This window comes from Burkholderia sp. ABCPW 14, assembly GCF_001523835.1.
Lineage (GTDB): Bacteria > Pseudomonadota > Gammaproteobacteria > Burkholderiales > Burkholderiaceae > Burkholderia > Burkholderia mayonis.
On the sequence record NZ_LOVS01000006.1, the window covers coordinates 90,235 to 107,022 of the forward strand.

The 16,788-nt window shown below is 69.3% G+C and carries 15 protein-coding genes and 1 riboswitch; of the genes, 5 read left to right on the forward strand and 10 right to left on the reverse strand.

Translation table 11 applies throughout. The features are described from left to right. Positions 1 to 191 precede the first annotated feature (191 nt). Both trpS and WS62_RS01080 read left to right on the forward strand, forming a co-directional pair. Complete coding sequence (gene trpS, locus WS62_RS01075; protein ID WP_066566557.1) at positions 192 to 1,232, forward strand: tryptophan--tRNA ligase; 1,041 nt, start codon at positions 192 to 194, stop codon at positions 1,230 to 1,232. A 252-nt stretch (positions 1,233 to 1,484) separates the two neighbouring features. Further along, positions 1,485 to 2,192 (forward strand): glycine zipper 2TM domain-containing protein, encoded by a 708-nt coding sequence (locus tag WS62_RS01080; protein WP_066566560.1) that lies wholly within the window; start codon positions 1,485 to 1,487, stop codon positions 2,190 to 2,192. Between the two features lie 340 nt (positions 2,193 to 2,532). Here WS62_RS01080 and WS62_RS35765 read toward each other — a convergent pair whose 3' ends face one another. Next, positions 2,533 to 3,150 (reverse strand): hypothetical protein, encoded by a 618-nt coding sequence (locus WS62_RS35765; protein WP_156440821.1) that lies wholly within the window; start codon positions 3,148 to 3,150, stop codon positions 2,533 to 2,535. On the opposite strand from WS62_RS35765, the gene WS62_RS01095 reads away from it, so the two are divergent. Continuing rightward, positions 3,130 to 3,396, forward strand: a complete 267-nt coding sequence (locus WS62_RS01095; RefSeq protein WP_231748166.1) for a DUF4180 domain-containing protein — start codon at positions 3,130 to 3,132, stop codon at positions 3,394 to 3,396. The genes WS62_RS35765 and WS62_RS01095 overlap by 21 nt on opposite strands. Positions 3,397 to 3,696: 300 nt before the next feature. Then, positions 3,697 to 4,644, forward strand: a complete 948-nt coding sequence (locus WS62_RS01100) for a CPBP family intramembrane glutamic endopeptidase (protein ID WP_066566574.1) — start codon at positions 3,697 to 3,699, stop codon at positions 4,642 to 4,644. A 379-nt stretch (positions 4,645 to 5,023) separates the two neighbouring features. On the opposite strand, the gene WS62_RS01105 is transcribed toward WS62_RS01100, so the two are convergent. From WS62_RS01105 to WS62_RS01115, 3 genes are all read right to left on the reverse strand, one after another. Further along, on the reverse strand, positions 5,024 to 6,307 hold the full coding sequence (locus tag WS62_RS01105; protein ID WP_066566576.1) for a voltage-gated chloride channel family protein: 1,284 nt from the start codon (positions 6,305 to 6,307) through the stop codon (positions 5,024 to 5,026). An 82-nt stretch (positions 6,308 to 6,389) separates the two neighbouring features. After that, positions 6,390 to 6,456: riboswitch (Fluoride riboswitch) on the reverse strand. A 181-nt stretch (positions 6,457 to 6,637) separates the two neighbouring features. Next, positions 6,638 to 6,898: a hypothetical protein gene (locus WS62_RS01110; protein ID WP_066566578.1), complete on the reverse strand. Its 261-nt coding sequence runs from the start codon at positions 6,896 to 6,898 to the stop codon at positions 6,638 to 6,640. A gap of 46 nt (positions 6,899 to 6,944) precedes the next feature. Further along, positions 6,945 to 7,667 carry a haloacid dehalogenase type II gene (locus WS62_RS01115; protein WP_066566580.1) on the reverse strand — a complete coding sequence of 241 codons (723 nt, stop codon included), beginning with the start codon at positions 7,665 to 7,667 and terminating at the stop codon, positions 6,945 to 6,947. Between the two features lie 65 nt (positions 7,668 to 7,732). On the opposite strand from WS62_RS01115, the gene WS62_RS35770 reads away from it, so the two are divergent. Continuing rightward, positions 7,733 to 8,311: a hypothetical protein gene (locus WS62_RS35770; RefSeq protein WP_066566582.1), complete on the forward strand. Its 579-nt coding sequence runs from the start codon at positions 7,733 to 7,735 to the stop codon at positions 8,309 to 8,311. On the opposite strand, the gene WS62_RS01125 is transcribed toward WS62_RS35770, so the two are convergent. From WS62_RS01125 to WS62_RS01150, 6 genes are read right to left on the reverse strand one after another with little or no spacing between them, the layout of a single operon-like run. Beyond that, positions 8,266 to 9,291, reverse strand: coding sequence for a chemotaxis response regulator protein-glutamate methylesterase (locus WS62_RS01125; protein WP_066566585.1), 1,026 nt, complete (start codon positions 9,289 to 9,291; stop codon positions 8,266 to 8,268). The two genes, WS62_RS35770 and WS62_RS01125, sit on opposite strands and share 46 nt — an antisense overlap. Before the next feature lie 4 nt (positions 9,292 to 9,295). After that, entirely contained in the window at positions 9,296 to 11,752 is a 2,457-nt protein-coding gene (locus WS62_RS01130; RefSeq protein ID WP_066566587.1) for a hybrid sensor histidine kinase/response regulator, read from the reverse strand. Beyond that, positions 11,749 to 12,471, reverse strand: coding sequence for a chemotaxis protein CheW (locus WS62_RS01135; RefSeq protein ID WP_066566590.1), 723 nt, complete (start codon positions 12,469 to 12,471; stop codon positions 11,749 to 11,751). The genes WS62_RS01130 and WS62_RS01135 overlap by 4 nt, the downstream gene beginning before the upstream one ends. Then, the gene (locus tag WS62_RS01140; protein ID WP_066566592.1) at positions 12,452 to 14,524 is read right to left on the reverse strand and encodes a CheR family methyltransferase; all 2,073 of its coding nucleotides are present in this window, start codon (positions 14,522 to 14,524) and stop codon (positions 12,452 to 12,454) included. The genes WS62_RS01135 and WS62_RS01140 overlap by 20 nt, the downstream gene beginning before the upstream one ends. Next, positions 14,521 to 15,048 carry a chemotaxis protein CheW gene (locus tag WS62_RS01145; RefSeq protein ID WP_066566594.1) on the reverse strand — a complete coding sequence of 176 codons (528 nt, stop codon included), beginning with the start codon at positions 15,046 to 15,048 and terminating at the stop codon, positions 14,521 to 14,523. The genes WS62_RS01140 and WS62_RS01145 overlap by 4 nt, the downstream gene beginning before the upstream one ends. A gap of 30 nt (positions 15,049 to 15,078) precedes the next feature. Continuing rightward, a complete protein-coding gene (locus WS62_RS01150) occupies positions 15,079 to 16,755 on the reverse strand; it encodes a methyl-accepting chemotaxis protein (protein ID WP_066566597.1) in 1,677 nt (558 codons plus the stop codon). Positions 16,756 to 16,788: the final 33 nt, after the last annotated feature.

The following is a 16,788-nucleotide window of genomic DNA, read 5'->3' on the forward strand; positions in this document are numbered from 1 at the left end:
AAAGCCGAGAATATGCGACTCTTGCCGCATGTCGACGCAATACCTTCCCCTCCCGCACTTCTGGCGCCGCTCCTGACGGAGCGGCATCGTCCCATCCCGATCACGACCATGCCGCCGCATCCGGCCGGCATCGCGTCGATCGCGCCCCCAACCCGGCTCGGACTGCGGCGGTTTTCCCGGAGAAACCGTTCATGCACGACGGCACCTCGAATCCTTCCCGACCGCCGATCGCACTGACCGGCGATCGCCCGACGGGCGCGCTGCATCTCGGCCATTACATCGGCTCGCTGAAAACGCGCGTCGCGCTGCAGGACACGCACCGGCAGTTCATCCTCGTCGCCGACACGCAGGCGCTGACCGACAACGCACACGATCCGGACAAGGTCCGCCGCAACGTCATCGAAGTCGCGCTCGACTATCTGGCGGTCGGCATCGATCCGCGCCGGAGCACGATCGCGGTGCAGTCGGGCCTGCCCGCGCTCGCCGAGCTGACGCTCTTCTATCTGCACTTCGTCACCGTCGCGCGCCTCGAGCGCAATCCGACGATCAAGGACGAGATCCACGCACGCGGCTTCGGCCGCGACATCCCGGCGGGCTTCCTCTGCTACCCGGTCGCGCAGGCGGCCGACATCACCGCGTTCAAGGCCGATACGGTGCCCGTCGGCGACGATCAATTGCCGCTCATCGAGCAGACGAACGAGATCGTCCGGCGCACCAACCGGCAGGCGCGCGTCGACGTGCTGCCCGAAGCGAACGCGCTGATCTCGCCGACGGGGCGGCTGCCGGGCGTCGACGGCCGCGCGAAGACGAGCAAGTCGCAGGGCAACGCGATTCCGCTGTCGTCGTCGCCCGACGCGATCGCCGATGCCGTCAAGCGGATGGACACCGATCCGAATCATCTGCGCGTGTCCGATCCGGGCACGGTCGAAGGCAACGTCGTGTTCACGTATCTCGATGCGTTCGACGACAAGCCCGACGAAGTCGCGCGGCTGAAGGCCGCGTATCGCGCGCGCGGGCTCGGCGACATGACGCTCAAGCGCCGGCTCGAAGACAAGCTGCAGGCGCTGATCGCGCCGATCCGCGAGCGGCGCGCGCAGTTCGCGCGCGAGCCGGGCTACGTCGTCGACGTGCTGAAGGACGGCACCGCACGCGCGAACGACGTCACGCAGCGCACGCTCGACGAGGTGCGCGACGCGCTGGGGGCGTTTTCGTTTCGGAAGTTCGTCGGGTGACGCAGGGTGGCTCAGAGTGGCGCAGGCGGGCGCACATTGTCGGGTCGTTGGGTCGTTCACGATGCATCGTCCGACACGCCCGCCTTTCGTCGGACGGATCGCTTTCGCCGTTGCAACACGCACCGCGCGCAAGCCGTTTTCGCAAGCGCCGACCGAGCGGCAACAGACTTTACACACTGTTACCCGCGGCGCTCATCCAACGATGACGGCATTCCCTATACTGCCGGCGTGCAATAGCAACCACCCGCTACCATGAACACGAAGCCCATCCAAACAACAACAACGAAGCGCCCGGCTTTCACGAGGACTACGCTGCTCGTTTCGCTCGCCGCGACGGCGGCGCTGTCGCTGAGCGCATGCGTCGCGCCGAATGCGTACGGACCGTATGGTTCGCAGCCGCAGTACGGCTCGCCCGCGTATTCGCAACCGTCGTACGCTCAGCCGGCCTACTCGCAGCCGTCGTATGCGCAGCCCGACTACTCTCAGCCCGCGTATCCGCAGCAAGGCTACGCGCAGCCCGGCTATCAATCGGGCTATCAATCGGGCTATCAATCGGGCTATCAATCGGGCTATCAATCGGGCAACCAATCCGGGTATCAATCGGGCTATCAGTCAGGCTACTCGACCCAGTACGGCACGATCGCCGGCATCCGCCCGATCGGCGGCACGACGAGCCCGTCGGGCGTCGCGGGCACGGTCGTCGGCGCGCTCGTCGGCGGCGTGCTCGGCAACCAGATCGGCCGCGGCCACGGCCGCGACGCCGCGACGGTCATCGGCGCACTCGGCGGCGCGGTCGCGGGCAACCAGATCGGCCAGCAGATGGGCGCGCAGCCGAGCGCGTATCGCGTCGACGTGCAGTTGAGCGACGGCTCGATGCGCTCGTTCGACCTGCAGACACCGGGCGATCTGCGTCCGGGCGATCGCGTGCGCATCGACGGCAATCAGATTTCGCGGTACTGACGAATGCGCTCGCGCCCGAATGCAAGGCGACGACGCCGGCGGCCGCGAGCGAGGCTTCGCGAGCCGTCGCCGGAGCGCGTATCCGGCCGCCGCGCCGTTCGTTCGCCATCCCGATCATTCGGCCGAGCATGATTCCGCACACCGCGCCGCCTTCGGCGCGCACGCTCCCGCTCATATCAATCCGCGGCGATTGACGATCCCGAATCCGGACGGCATCGCCCTGTGCCGATCGCGGCATGCGAATCGGGACATTCGAATCGACGCCTTCAGTCCGGCCGAGTGCGCCGGCCAATCGCAGCGCGCCTGCTTTGCGCGGCGACGCAACCGCCGCCCGCGCGCGTCACCTGCGTCGCCGACATGCAGGACGCGTCGCCCGCGCTGCACCGCCACGTCGCGCAAAGCCTGCAAGCGGCATTGTCGACACGACAAACGCACGCCCAACCGATTCACCTCGAAACGATCCTCGACCCCGGCGAGCGACGGCTGAAGATCGTGATCGTCGCATCCGCCGCCCGACGATCGCGCGGTGCTCGATCTGCTCGACGCGATCAATCGTGGCTTTCGTCCGCATCTTGGCAAGATCCCGGTGTTCGGCGACGCGCAACTGCGCAGGATCGAAGCACCGCTCGTCGTGATCGTCGGCGGACGTGACAAGCTGCTCGATTCCGCCGATACCGCACGACGCTTGCGTCGGCGGCTGCCGCACGCGGACGTGCGCATGCCCGCCGATCAACCGCACTTCATTCGCGGCCAGGGCGACGCGATGCTCGACTTCCTCGTCGGCAAAACGAAAGATTCGTGCGATGGCGCATGACGTTCGGGGCGTCGGCGACGTGCGCGTGCTGCGTTTCGACGCGGCCGATGCGGCCCCCTGCGCGACGACGGTGCCGGCCTGCTGATCGTCGCCGCGCGCGAGCATGACGCAACGTGGATCGCGCTGCCGGCCGAGCCGCCGCACGACGATTTCTTTCGTCTCGACACCTGCGTCGCCGGACATCTCGTGCAGAAGCTGATCAACTACGGCGTCAAGCTCGCCGTCGTCGGCGACATCGACGCACCGCTCGCGCGCAGCCGCGCGTTGCGCGCGCTCGTGCGCGAAACGAATCGCGCGATGCGTTCTGGTTCGTTGCGGACTTCGATGCGCTCGCGCAGCGGCTGTGCGAGTGCGGCCGCGTCGCGTACGCGTCGAGTGAACACACGCTGAAGCGTCGCGCCGCTCGGTCGTCGAATCCGCTCGGTCGTCGAATCGTCAATAAGCCGAATCGCCGAAACACCACGCGACGCGACTCGCAGCGCGACGCATCCCCCGCCGCGCCGCCGCGCTCGACGTCGCCGCCGCGCGACGCTCGACATATCGCCAACATTCTCCACAATCGGCATTACCACAATTGCTTGCGCCGGATGTACCATTCCGCCCCGTACGCGCCGCATTCCGAGACCTCGCCGAGCGACGTACACGAAGGCAATTCGTAAGCCCGATCATCGAAAAACCCGGGACGCTCAAATGGGAGACGTGAAAAAAACCAGCCGGCCGCCCTCGTTACCGCCTCGACTCAATCGGATCTGGCATGGCGCCGACGGCCTGCGTGCCGGCTGGGCCGTGCTGCTGTACGCCGCGATCGTCGCGGCGATCCTGCTCGTGCTCGGCTACGCGGCGCGCATCGTGCACCATCCGTTCCGTCAGCCCAGTGACCTGAGCGCGGCCGGGCAGATTCCGTTCGAGCTCGCGCTGTGCGCGGCCTCGCTGATCGCGACGCGTGTGATGAGCCGCATCGACCATCGCGCGTGGCTCGATTACGGACTGCGCGCGCCGCGCAGCGTGTCGCATTTCGTCTGGGGCGCGCTCTGCAGCCTCGTCGCGGTGTCCGCGATCATGGGCCTGCTCGTGCTGACGGGCGGCGCGACGATCGAATACTCAGGCGCGAACCGGACGGCCGCGCTCGAATCGGCGCTCGTGTGGGCGGCCGCGTTCCTGCTCGTCGCTCTCGCCGAGGAAGTCGCGTTTCGCGGCTATGCGTTCTTCACGCTCGCGCAACGCACGCATCCCGTTGTCGCGGCGGCGCTCACGTCGCTCGCGTTCGGCATCTCGCATGTGTCGAATCGCAACGAGAACATCGCGGGCATCGTGCCTGTCGTGATCTATGGGCTCGTCGCGTGCGTCGCGATCTGGCGCACCGGCTCGCTGTGGTGGGCGCTCGGCGAGCATTCGATGTGGGACTGGAGCGAATCGTTCCTGTTCGGCGCGGCCGACAGCGGACTCACCGCGCACGACACGCTGTTCAAAAGCCACGCGATCGGCCCCGTGTGGCTGAGCGGCGGCACGGTCGGCCCCGAGGCGAGCGTGCTCGTGTTTCCGGCGCTCGCCGCGCTCGCGTACGTCGCGTGGCGCCTGCCGTCGCGCGCGGCGTCGAACGGCGCGGTGATCGCGCACGGGCGTCGACAGATGATCTGAGCCGGCCCGGCGATCGATCCGGGATCGGCTCGCGCGCGGCCGGCGCGTGTCGGTGTCGCTTTGGTTTCGCTTCGGTTTTGCTCCGGTTTTGCTCCGGTTTTGCTCCGGTTTTGCTCCGGTTTTGCTCCGGTTCTGCTCCGGTTCTGCTCCGGTTCTGCTCCGGTTCTGCTCCGGTTCTGCTTCGGTTCTGCTTCGGTTCTGCCCCGGTTCTGCCTCGGTTCTGCTTCGGTCCTGCCTCGGTTCTGCCTCGGTTCTGCCTCGGTCCTGCCTCGGTCCTGCCTCGGTCCTGCCTCGGTCCTGCCTCGGTTCTGCCTCGGTCCTGCTTCGGTTGCGCATCGAACGTCACGCGCGCGCCGCTCGGCTCGGACGCACCGTGCGATCACCTCGCCGCCGATTCCCGCGCAACCGGCCGCGCGACGCTCGCATCGCCGCTCGTGCCCGGCAGCTTCGTCTGCCCGACGCGCTGCGCGCGATAGATGCCCGCGTGCCCGGAGAACAGATACGCGACGACGCATGCGAGCGCCGCATACACGCCGATCGGCGCGCCGAACAGCTCGATCGCCATGATCGTCGACGCGATCGGCGTGTTCGCCGCGCCCGCGAACACCGCGACGAAGCCGAGCCCCGCGAGCACGGGCGCCGGCAGCGCGAGGAGCGGCGACAGCGCGTTGCCGAGCGTCGCGCCGATGTAAAAGAGCGGCGTCACTTCACCGCCCTTGAAGCCCGACGCGAGCGTGACGACCGTAAATGCGAACTTGCCCGCGATATCGTAGGCGGGCAGCGGCCCGCGAAACGCGGCCTCGATCATCGGGATGCCGAGGCCGAGATATTGCGGCGTGTGCAGGAGCGTCGCCGCGAACGCGACAAGCGCGCCGCCCGCGACGAGACGCAGCGGCGGATACGCGATCCATCGCTTCGCGAGTGCGCCGAGCGCATGCGTCGCCGCGGCGAACAGCCGGCCGACGACGCCGAACGCGATGCCCGCCGCCACCGCCGACGCGACGCCCGCCGCGCTCAACGCAGGCACGAACGGCACCGCGTAGACGGTGTGATGGATGCCCCACAGCCGGCACACCGCGTCCGCGACGATCGACGCCGCGACGCACGCGAGCAGCGCGTCGTAGCGCAGCCGTCCGATCGCGAGCACTTCGAGTCCGAACACCGCGCCCGCGAGCGGCGTGCCGAACACCGACGCGAAGCCGGCGGCGATCCCGCCCATCAGCATGATCCGGCGGTCGTCGCGATCGAGCCTGAGGAGTTGCGTGACGCGATCGGCGAGCGCGCCGCCCATCTGCACCGCGGTGCCTTCGCGGCCCGCGGAGCCGCCGAACAGATGCGTGACGACCGTCGCGACGAGTACGAGCGGCGCCATCCGCTTCGGCACGATCCGCTGCGGATCGTGGATCTCGTCGATCAGCAGGTTGTTGCCGCGCTCGACGGACTGGCCGACGCGGTGATAGATCCAGCCGGTCGCAAAACCCGCGACGGGCAGCAGCCACAGCAGCCACGGATGCGCGACGCGCGTGCCGGTCGCGAAATCGAGTGCTCGGAGAAACAGCGCGGACGCCGATCCGGCGAGCGTGCCCACCACCGCCGACAGCGCGAGCCAGCGGCACAGATGCACGAGCATCGCGACGGGCTCGAGGATTTGCAGACGTTTCATGAATTTCCAGATTCGACAGGACATCAAACCCGGGCGGCAGGACGCCGCGTGTTACAGATGGCCTACGACCTCCTGCACCCAGGAACGCGTAGGCATCATCAGCCGGCTCGCCGACGGTTGTACGGAGGCATGCCATCTCCGGTCGCCGCGGATTGTACGCGATGCCGGTGCGGAGCGGCAACCGTCGCGGCGGGCGCGGGCGCGGACAAATAGAACAGTCCGGTTTTGTAGCAAATAAAATGTCCGCTTGTTAGGACGGAGAGGACGGCGGCCAATCGGCGCAGGGCGAAGCCCGGAGCCGGTTGGCCGCTGCGGCCGTCTGGCGGACGATCAGGCGGCCAGTTGAACCGGCACGCCGAGGGGCGCGCCGTTCACATCATGGCGACTCAGCAGGCGCGGGCCATAAAACACGGCCAGCGATCCGTCCACGTAGCGATGCACGCGCACGCGCCGCTTCACGTAGTGCGGGCGCGTGCCGTCGGCCGGAATCTGCAGCTTCAGCCGCTCGAAGCTCACGCAGTTGTCGTTGCCGACCGTGCGCTCGTGATGCTCGCACAGGATGTCGGCCAGCCGGTTGCCGATGTAAGGCACGAAGGCGCTGCCCGGCCGATCGACGGGCCGCGCGCCGCATCGTTCGTCACGCGCCGAACCGCTCCGCCAGCTCGACGAAATCCGCCGCGACGATGTCCCAATCCTGTTCCGCGCGCAAGTCGGTCGTCTGCGCGGAACCGTGCTCGCGCGGGCGCGCGACGAACGCGGTCCGATAGCCGCAGCCCCGCGCGGCCGCGAGATCGCCGTTGTGCGCGGCGACGAGGCACACCTGCTCGGGCCGCAGCGCGAGGATGTCGGCCGTGCGCAGATACGCTTCGGGCGTCGGCTTGTACGCCTGCGCGACTTCCGCGCCGAGGATCGCGTCCCACGGCAGTCCGGCGCGCTTCGCCATGTCGATCATCAGGATCACGTTGCCGTTCGACAGCGGCGCGATGATGTAATGCGCCTTCAGCCGCGCGAGCCCCGCGACCGAATCGGGCCACGGATCGAGCCGGTGCCAGGCGAGATTCAGTGCGTGCAGATCGGCTTCGGACACGCTCGCGGGATCGATGCCGAACGCCGGCAGGATCGCTTCGAGATTCTCACGATGCAGCACATCGAGCCGCGTGAACGGCCGGCGGCCGCTCCGCACTGCCTCCATCGCGGGCGAATAGCGCTTGCGCCACGCATCCGCGAACGCGGCCGGGTCGGCTCCCGCGCGGCCGTGCTTCGCCAGAAAAAGCCGCGCGTCGCGAATGACGCCGGAGCGCCAATCGACCACGGTGCCGAACACGTCGAAAACCAATGCCTTCACGCCAAGCGCTTGCATGATGCTCTCCTGAGTCGTGGGATGACGTTTCAGGATGCTGCGGCCCCGTTCGGGCGAGTCGAGCCGTGTTCGTCGGCCATGCGCACGCAGTCGGCAGCGTACCGCTGCGAACGGACCGCCGGCCGACGACGCAGGCGGGATCGTCGAACGCAGGACCGCCCCGTACGGCCGCCGAACGCGGACCGCCGCTCCTGCACGTCTGGAAGATCGCACATCTGCTGTCCGACATTATCGGCGATCGCGTGCGCGCATCCGCGCGGGCGGGATCGAGGCCGAAGTCGAAGCCGAAGTCGAAGCCGAAGTCGAAACCGAAGCCGAAGCCGAAGCCGAAGCCGAAGCCGAAGTCGAAGTCGAAGCCGAAGCCGAAGCCGAAGCCGAAGCCGAAGTCGAAGTCGAAGCCGAAGCCGAAGTCGAAGCCGAAGCCGAAGCCGAAGGCGAAGTCGAAGTCGAAGCCGAAGCCGAAGCCGAAGCCGAAGCCGAAGTCGAAGTCGAAGCCGAAGTCGAAGTCGAAGCCGAAGCCGAAGCCGACACGGACACAGACGCCAATATCGAACCCGAACCCGAACGCGAGCGCGCCCGGCGCGCGCCCGGCGCGCGCTCAGCGCCAGCGATGCTTGTTGCGCTGGACGAGCGAGATCAGATGATCGGCGATCTGGTCGAGCGGCAGCACCGCGCTCGCCGCGCCGATCGCGGCGGCCGCCTTCGGCATCCCGTAGACGGCGCTCGTCGCCTCGTCCTGCGCGATCGTGTAATGGCCCTTCGCGCGCATCGCCTTCAGGCCGAGCGCGCCGTCGCGCCCCATGCCCGTCAGCAGCACGCCGATCGCTTCGCCCTTCCAGTGATCGACGATGCTGTGAAAGAACACGTCGACCGACGGCCGGTAAGGCGTCTCTTCGGGACGCCGCGTATAGCCGAGCAGCCCGCGCGACGTCAGATGCAGGTGATCGTTCGTCGCCGCGAGCAGCACCTCGCCGAGCTGCGGCACGCTGCCCTGCCGCGCGATGCGCACCGGCAATGGCGTGTAGCCGTCGAGCCACTGCGCCATCCCGATCGCGAACGCCTGGTCGACGTGCTGAACGATCACGATCGCCGCCGGGAAATCCTCAGGCAGCCGCCGCAGCAGCGCCGTCAACGCGGTGGGCCCGCCCGCCGACGCGCCGATCGCGACGAGCGGCGGCAGCACGCCCTGCGGCGCGGGCGCCGCGACGGGCGCGGAAGAAGGCGTGCGCGTGGCGAGCAGCCGGCCGATCTGGTCGATCTTCGCGAGGAGCGGCTGCGACGGATCGGCGCTGCTGCCCTGCTCGAGCGTCGGCGTATCGACCGCGTCGAGCGCGCCCGCGCCCATCGCCTCGTATACGTACGATGCGTTCGCGCCGACGTTCGCGGTGACGACGAGAATCGCGCACGGCGAGCGCGCCATGATGCTGCGCGTCGCCGTCACGCCGTCGATTCGCGGCATCACGAGGTCCATCAGGACGAGGTCCGGCGGCTGCGCGACGCAGAAGTCGACGGCCTGCTCGCCGTCCGTCGCGACCCACAGCACGCGGTGCTCGGGCCGCAGCGCGATCGTGCGGCGCAGCGCCTCGACGGCGAGCGGCAAGTCGTTGACGATGCCGATGTTCATGGCTTTACGCGCCCCCAATCAGGTCGTGCACGGCGTCGAGCAACGCCTCGTCGTGGAAGCCGCCCTTCGCCAGGTAATAATCGGCGCCCGCTTCGAGCCCGCGCCGCCGGTCCTCGTCGCGATCCTTGTACGACACGATCATCACGGGCACCGACTTCAAGAGCGGATCGCCCTTGATCAGCGTGACGAGCTCGATGCCGTCCATCCGCGGCATGTCGATGTCGGTGACGACGAGATCGAAGCTGTCGCCGCGAATCGCGTTCCAGCCGTCCATCCCGTCGATCGCGATCGTCACGTCGTAGCCGCGCTTCTCGAGCAATTTCCGTTCGAGCTCGCGCACGGTCAGCGAATCGTCGACGACGAGCACGCGCTTCTTCCGTTGCGCGAGCGCGTCCCGATCGCCGCGCCGCACCTTCGCGAGCTGGCCGCCGCGAATCAGCTTGTCGATCGAGCGGATCAGATCCTCGACGTCGACGATCAGCACCGGATCGCCATTTTCCAGCAGAGCGCCCGCCGCAATGTTCTGAATTTTGTCGAGTCGTCCGTCTAACGGCTGCACGACGAGCATCCGCTCGCCGAGGAAGCGGTCGACCGCGACGCCATATGTCTCCGGCTCGCCACCGACGACGACGACGGCCGTCGTCGGCCGGCTCTCGTCGAGCTCGCCCGCGTCGAGCAACTGGTGCGCGGTGACGAGGCCGACGCGGCGGTCGTCGAGCGGAAAATGCTGCTGGCCCTCGAGCACGTCGATGTCCGTACGGTCGAGCTCGAGCGTGCGGCGCACCTGCACGAGCGGAAACGCGTACGGCTCGCCGCCGACGTCGACGATCAGGCTGCGGATCACCGACAGCGTGAGCGGCAGTTGCAGCACGAAGCGCATCCCGAGGCCCGGCTCGTTGAAGATCCGCACCGCGCCGCGCACCGACTTCACCATCTCCTGCACTGCGTCGAGACCGACGCCGCGACCGGACACGTCGGTCACCTGCTCGCGCATCGAGAAGCCGGGCAGCAGCAGGAATTCGAGCAGCTCCTGGTCGGACAGGCGCGCCGCCGTGTCCTCGTCGGTCAGGTCATGGCGGACGATCGCCGCGCGCACCGCGGCGAGATCGGCGCCGGGGCCGTCGTCGCTCACGCTGACGAGGAGCGACCCGGCGCTGTGCCGCGCTTCGAGCGTGATGGTCGCCTCCGCCGGCTTGCCCCGCGCGACGCGCACGTCGGGCGGCTCGACGCCGTGATCGATCGCGTTGCGCAGCAGATGGCCGAGCGGCGCGTCGAGCATGTCGAGGATGTCGCGGTCGACCTGCGTCGCTTCGCCGACGATCGAGAAGCGCACACGTTTACCCAGCGAGCGCGCGAGATCGCGCACGACGCGCGGATACGCACGCGTCGCGTCGCCGAATGGACGCATCCGGCATTGCAGCGCTTCGTCGTAGAGCTGCTCGGCGATGTGCGAGCTGCGGCGCTCGAAGCGGTCGAGCTCGTCGAGCCGCGTCGCGAACGTGCGCTGCAAGTCGGTGAACATCTGCCGCACGTCGTGAAGCGCGCCGCGCACGCGCGGATCGGCATTGTCGGCGAGCGCTTCGACCAGCGTGTCGAGCGAGCGGGACGCGTCGCGCTGCGCGCGCTTCACGCGCAGCATCGACTCGGCAAACGGCTTCAGCCAGCGCGATTCGACGAGCGATTCGCCGGACAGGCTCAACAAGCGGTTCAGCGTTTCGGCGCGCACGCGGCGCATCTGGCTCGACGCGCGCTCGGCGTCGGGCGAACGGGCGGCCTGATCCGGCGCGTCGTGCGTCGTCGCCGGCGTGTCCCGCCGCATCGCGCCGCGCGTCGCGTCGGACGCGTGCGCATTCGGTACGAGCTCGGTGCGAAGCTGCATCGAGTTCAATGCGGGCGGCACGCCGCGAAGCGCAGGCGCTGGCGCGTGTTGTGGTGTTTGCGTCGCGCCGGGGCTGTCGGTCATCGCGCGAGAATCGGCTGCGCTGCGCGAGACGCCGCCGGGGGCAGGGCTCGCATCGTTCGTGCCTGTCGCGCCCGCTTCGCCTGCCTCGCCTGCGTCGCTTGCCCCCGCATCCGCCGCATCGAGCGCCGTCGCGAACGCGTCGATCTCGCCCTGCGTGACGGACGCCGCCGTCCGCGGATCGCCGGCCCGCACGAGCAAGTCGACGCCCGTCAGCAGCGCATCGACATGACACGGCGTCAGCGGCCGCCGGCCGTGCTGCGCGGCGACGAAGCAATCCTCCATCCGCCCCGCGATGTCGACGCCCTGCGGCACGCCGACGATCCGCGCCGCCCCCTTCATCGAATGCGCGGCGCGCATGCACGCCTCGAGCGTCGCGGCGTCCTGCGCGCCGCGCTCGAGCGCGAGCAGCCGCTCGGACAGCGCCTGCGTCTGCGTCCGCGTCTCTTCGCGGAACAGCTCGAGCAGCGACGCCCGGCCGAGATCGTCGTCGAGACTCATCGCAGGCTCCGCGTCAGCGAATCGAACAGGCGGTCCTCGTCGAGCAGGCCGATCGTCTTGCCGCGCCAAGCGAACACGCCGCGCGAATGCGCGCCGCCCGTGCGCGCGACGGTCGCGGGCACGGGCATCCACTCGGACGGCGTGAAGCGCAGCACGCCCTCGACTTCATCGACCGGGAACACGACGGGATCGCCGCGATGCGCGACGACGAGCATCCGCGTGAAGCGTGTGCGCGACGCGGCGCGATCGGCCCGCGCATCGAGGCTCAGCAGCTCGGCGAGCGACACCGCGACGCGCAGCATCCCGCGCACGTTGACGATGCCGAGCACCGCGCGATTGCGCCGATGCGGCAGCGCATGGATCGGCCGCGTATCGGCGATCTCGCGCAGCACGCCGATCGGCAGCGCGAGCCATTCGTCGGCGACGCGAAACGCGAGCGCCGAATGGACGGTCTCGGCCGCGCCGTCGCGCGCCGCCGCCAAGGCCGCGGTCGAACGCGGCGCGCGCTCGGCCGCGAGGCGCGCCGCGTCGGCGAGATCCGCATCGGTCAGCGGACGGTCGAGAAGCAGCGCCGCGTGCTGCACGAACACCGCGCAGTTCAGGCAGCGGCGACAGGCTTCGAGCCGTTCGCACGAACGGTCGCCGCGCGTGCCGATGCGGTTCCAGCAAGCGTCGATCTCGAATGCGATCCGTGGTCGCTCAACGGCGTCGCGGTCCATGGGTTCCTCTTGGTTCACCGTCGTCCGTGTCGGTCACGGACGAGGCCGATTCGTACTGGGCCGCACGCCGGGCCCGTTGCATCAGCCATTGTGCGCCGTCGCGATCGCCCGCGATATCGCGCAAAGTCGCCAAATGCGTCAGCGCTTCGTAGTGCGACGGCTCGAGATACAGCGCCTTCCGATAACAGTCCGTCGCTTCGTCGCCGCGGCCCTGCGCGTCGGCGATCAGGCCGAGCAGATAGAACGCGTCGGCGCTCGGACCGGACAGGTCGATCGACGCGCGCACCGCCTGCTGCGCGGTGTCGAACGCGCCTGCGTCGGCGAGGCGGCGGGCGGCGCCGAGCGGCGCTTCGAACGACGCTTCGGACGGCACGCCGGCGTACGGATCGGCGCTCGCGCGGGACACGGCGTCCGTCCCGGCCACGCCGCCGACGATGCGGGACGCGCCGGACACATGCGGCACGAACACCGGTTGCGCGACACCCGTCGCGCTCGCGAGGGTCCCGGACGCGGACCACCCCGTATCGAACGTATGGGCGAGCGATGCGGACGCGCGCGGCGCGGCGCCGACGTCGCGTGCGATCGGCTCGGCGGCGGGCCAGCCGGCATCGGCCGCCGACGTGGAAAGCAAATCGGACGCCGGACGCGCACCGCTCGCACCGCGCGCGAGCGGTGCGGCTGCGGGATGCGCGGCGTCGATCGCCAGGGCGAACGAATCGCCGGACACTTGCGCGGCGTCGGGCGCGCGCGCGAACGCGCCCGCGGCCGTCCAGCCCGTGTCGAATGCGTTCACGGGCGGCGCGCTCGCGGGACGTCCGGCATCGCGAGCCGGCGCGAACGATTCGCCGGCGAGCTCCGCAACACTCGGCGCGCGCGCGAACGCGCGGGCCGCAGGCCAGCCGGAGTCGCCCGCACGCGCGAGCGGCTCGGATGCGGGACGCGCGGCGCGCGGCGCGGACGTGAACGATTCAGTCGACGGCTCGAACGCGGCCGGCTCACCGTCGATCGCGCGCGCGATCGGCTCGGGCGTCGGCCAGCCGGCATCGACGAACCATTCGTGCGCGATCGCGCGCAACGTGCCGCCGAGCGTCTGCGTTCGCTCCGCGCCCGCGATGCCCGTCACCGCCGCCGGTCCGCCGCGCCGCGCGCCGCCCGCCGCAGGCGCGCCGATGCCCGGCACGCCGGGCCGCGCCGTCGCATCGGCCGCCGCCTTGTGAAAAGCGAACGCCAGCGGAATCTGCGCCGACGTCAGCCCCTGCCGCATCACGACGCCCGTCTCGGCCGGGCCGACGAACACGATCCCGCGCTCGCCGAGTTGCTCCTCGACGATCCGCACGACGCGGTCCTGCGCGTCGCGATCGAAATAGATCAGCACGTTGCGACAGAACACGAAGTCGTACGGTTCGCCGGGGCGGCCGAGCAGATCGAACAGATTCGCCCGCCGGAACCGCACACACGCGCGCACCCGCTCGTCGAGCACCCAGCCGTCGGCCACCGCCTTGAAATGCCGGTCGCGAAACTCAAGCGCGTGGCCGCGAAACGAGTTGCGTCCGTAGCGCGCACGCTCCGCGTGCTCGATCGCGCGGCCGCTGATGTCGAGCGCGTCGATCTCGAAGCGCGCCGGATCGATGCCCGCGTCGAGCAGCGCCATCGCCGCCGAATACGGCTCCTCGCCCGTCGAGCACGGCGCGCTCAGGATTCGCAGCACGCGCGCGGGCTCCGCGAAGCGCCGCTCGGCGCCGAGCCGCGCGAGCGCGCCGAACGCCTCGCGCTCGCGGAAGAACCAGGTCTCCGGCACGACGAACAGCTCGATCAGCGCGCGCCGCTCGTCGGGCGACGCGTTCAGGCGCTGCCAGTAAGCGTCGACCGCGTCATCCGCGATGGGCTGATGGGGCCGGCCCGACTGCGCGTCCGTGCCGCCGTCGACGCCCGGCTGGGTTGCCGCGATCCGCTCGGCGAGCGCGCGCGCGACGAATTCGTTGCCGAGCGATGCCGGATCGATCCCGGTCTCGCGCGACAGCCATGCATGAAAGCGCGGGTCGAACACGTTCACGGCCCGTCTCCCGCCGGCGGCGCAAGCGGCCCGGCCGGCTCGAGCGACGCCGCATAGTCGAACAGCAGCGCGCGCGCATCGCCATCGACGATGTGCTGGACCGAGACCCACTGGACGACGCCGTCCGCATCGCTCGCGATCGGTCCGAGCCAGCGCGCGTGCGGCGTCGCAATCCCGCTGTCGCGGAACGCGTCGCGCGGAATTCGCGTCGTCTGCGTCGCGCGTTCGACGATGAGCCCGAGCAGACGCACGCGCGGCTGCGCGAACGCCGGCTCGGGGGCCGCGGGCAGCCGGTAGCGCACGAGCACGAGCCGCGTCGAGCGCAGATGCTGCGCTCGACGGCCGAGCGCGAGCCGCGGCACGTCGATCACCGGCACCGGCTCGCCGCGCTGCATCAGAATGCCGGCCGCCCACGCGGGCGCGCCGGGAATCGTCTTCGTCGCGGCGAACGGCAGCACTTCGGCGATCTCCGCCGCATCGAGCGCATAGCGCTCACCGTCGAGGTGGAACAGCAGGAACAGCATGTCGGCTCCGCTTTCCGCGTCACGCGCGCATCACGCGTCGACCTTGAAACGCGACACGCCCGTGCGCAACTGATTCGCGACGAGCGTCAGATCGTCGATCGCCTGCGACGATTGCCGCAGCGATTCCGCCGTCTGCTGCGCGGCCTCGGACAGTTGCGACAGCGCCTGCGTGATCTGCTCGGCGCCGCTCGCCTGCGTCTGCATCCCTTCGTTGACCATCTGGAAGCGCGGCGCGAGCGTCTGCACTTCGGCGATGATCTGCGACAGTTGCCCGCCCACCTGCTGCACGTCGCGCATCCCGCGCCGCACCTCCTCGGAGAACTTGTCCATGCCCATCACGCCCGCCGACACCGCCGACTGGATCTCCTTCACCGTCTGCTCGATGTCGTACGTCGCGACGGCCGTCTGATCGGCGAGGCGGCGGATCTCGGTCGCGACGACCGCGAAGCCGCGGCCGTATTCGCCCGCCTTCTCCGCTTCGATCGCCGCGTTCAGCGACAGCAGGTTGGTCTGGTCGGCGACCTTCGTGATGGTGGCGACGACCTGGTTGATGTTGATCGCCTTCTCGTTGAGGATCGCGAGCTTCGCGTTCACCGAGCCGGCCGCGTCCATCACGCTGCGCATCGTCTCGCCCATCCGCGTGAGGCCGCTCTGGCCGACGCCCGCGAGCGTCGCCGACTGCTCGGCGACCGACGACACTTCGTTCATCGTGCGCAGCAGATCGCGCGACGTCGCGAAGATCTCGCGCGACGTCGCGCCGATCTCGGTCGTCGTCGCCGCGGTCTCGTTCGCGGTCGCCTGCTGCTCGCGCGACGTCGCCGCGATCTCGGCGACCGACGTCGTCACCTGCAGCGACGACTGCTGCGCCTGCGCGACAAGCGCGGTCAGCTCGTCGGCCATCCGGTTGAAGCCGCTCTCGAGCGTGCCGAACTCGTCGTTGCGGCCGAGGTTCAGGCGCTGCGTCAGGTTGCCGGTGCGCATCACGTCGTGCACGTCGATAAGCCGCGCCATCGGCACCGTCACCGCGCGATACAGGAAATAGCCGAGCACGAGCGCGGACACGAGCACGACGCCCAGCGCGACCGCGAGCGTGATCTCGGTGCCGTGCACCGACTCGCGGATCAGCGTCGCCGATTGCTCAGCGAAGCGCCGGTTCTCCTGCACGAGAATGTTCGCATTTCGAATCACTTCTTCCCACGCGGGCGTCATCTTCGCGTACGCGGCGAGCGCATCGCTCTTCGTGCCGCGCGCCTTCTGCACGGTGTCGTTCAGCAGCGGCAGGTAGCGGTTGTACGAATCATGAAACGTATTGAAGCGCTGCTGGTCGTCGCTGCGGAACGTCGACGCCTGATACGCGGACAACAGCTTGTCGAACTCTTCGAGCATGCCGGGCACTTTCGCGAGATCGCGCCGGAGCGCTTCGGCATCGGCGTCGGCGAACACCGCGCGCTGCAGCGTGATATACGATTCGTTCGCGGCCGCACGCAATGAAGACGCGAGATAAACGCCAGGAAGAGAGTCGCGCTCGATGCTGACGGCTTCTTCGTTGATCGCGTGCAATCGCTGATACGACAGCGCCGCCATGAACAGCATCAGCACGAACAGCACGCCGAAGCTGAACAGGATCCGGTTGCCCAGCGTGAGCCGGCTGCCGGCGGCGGGTTTGCGAAAAGTCTCGTTGCTGGCGCGAGGCGTCACAGTGGGCATGTCGTTCTATCCGGCTGGCGGAAAATCATGTGA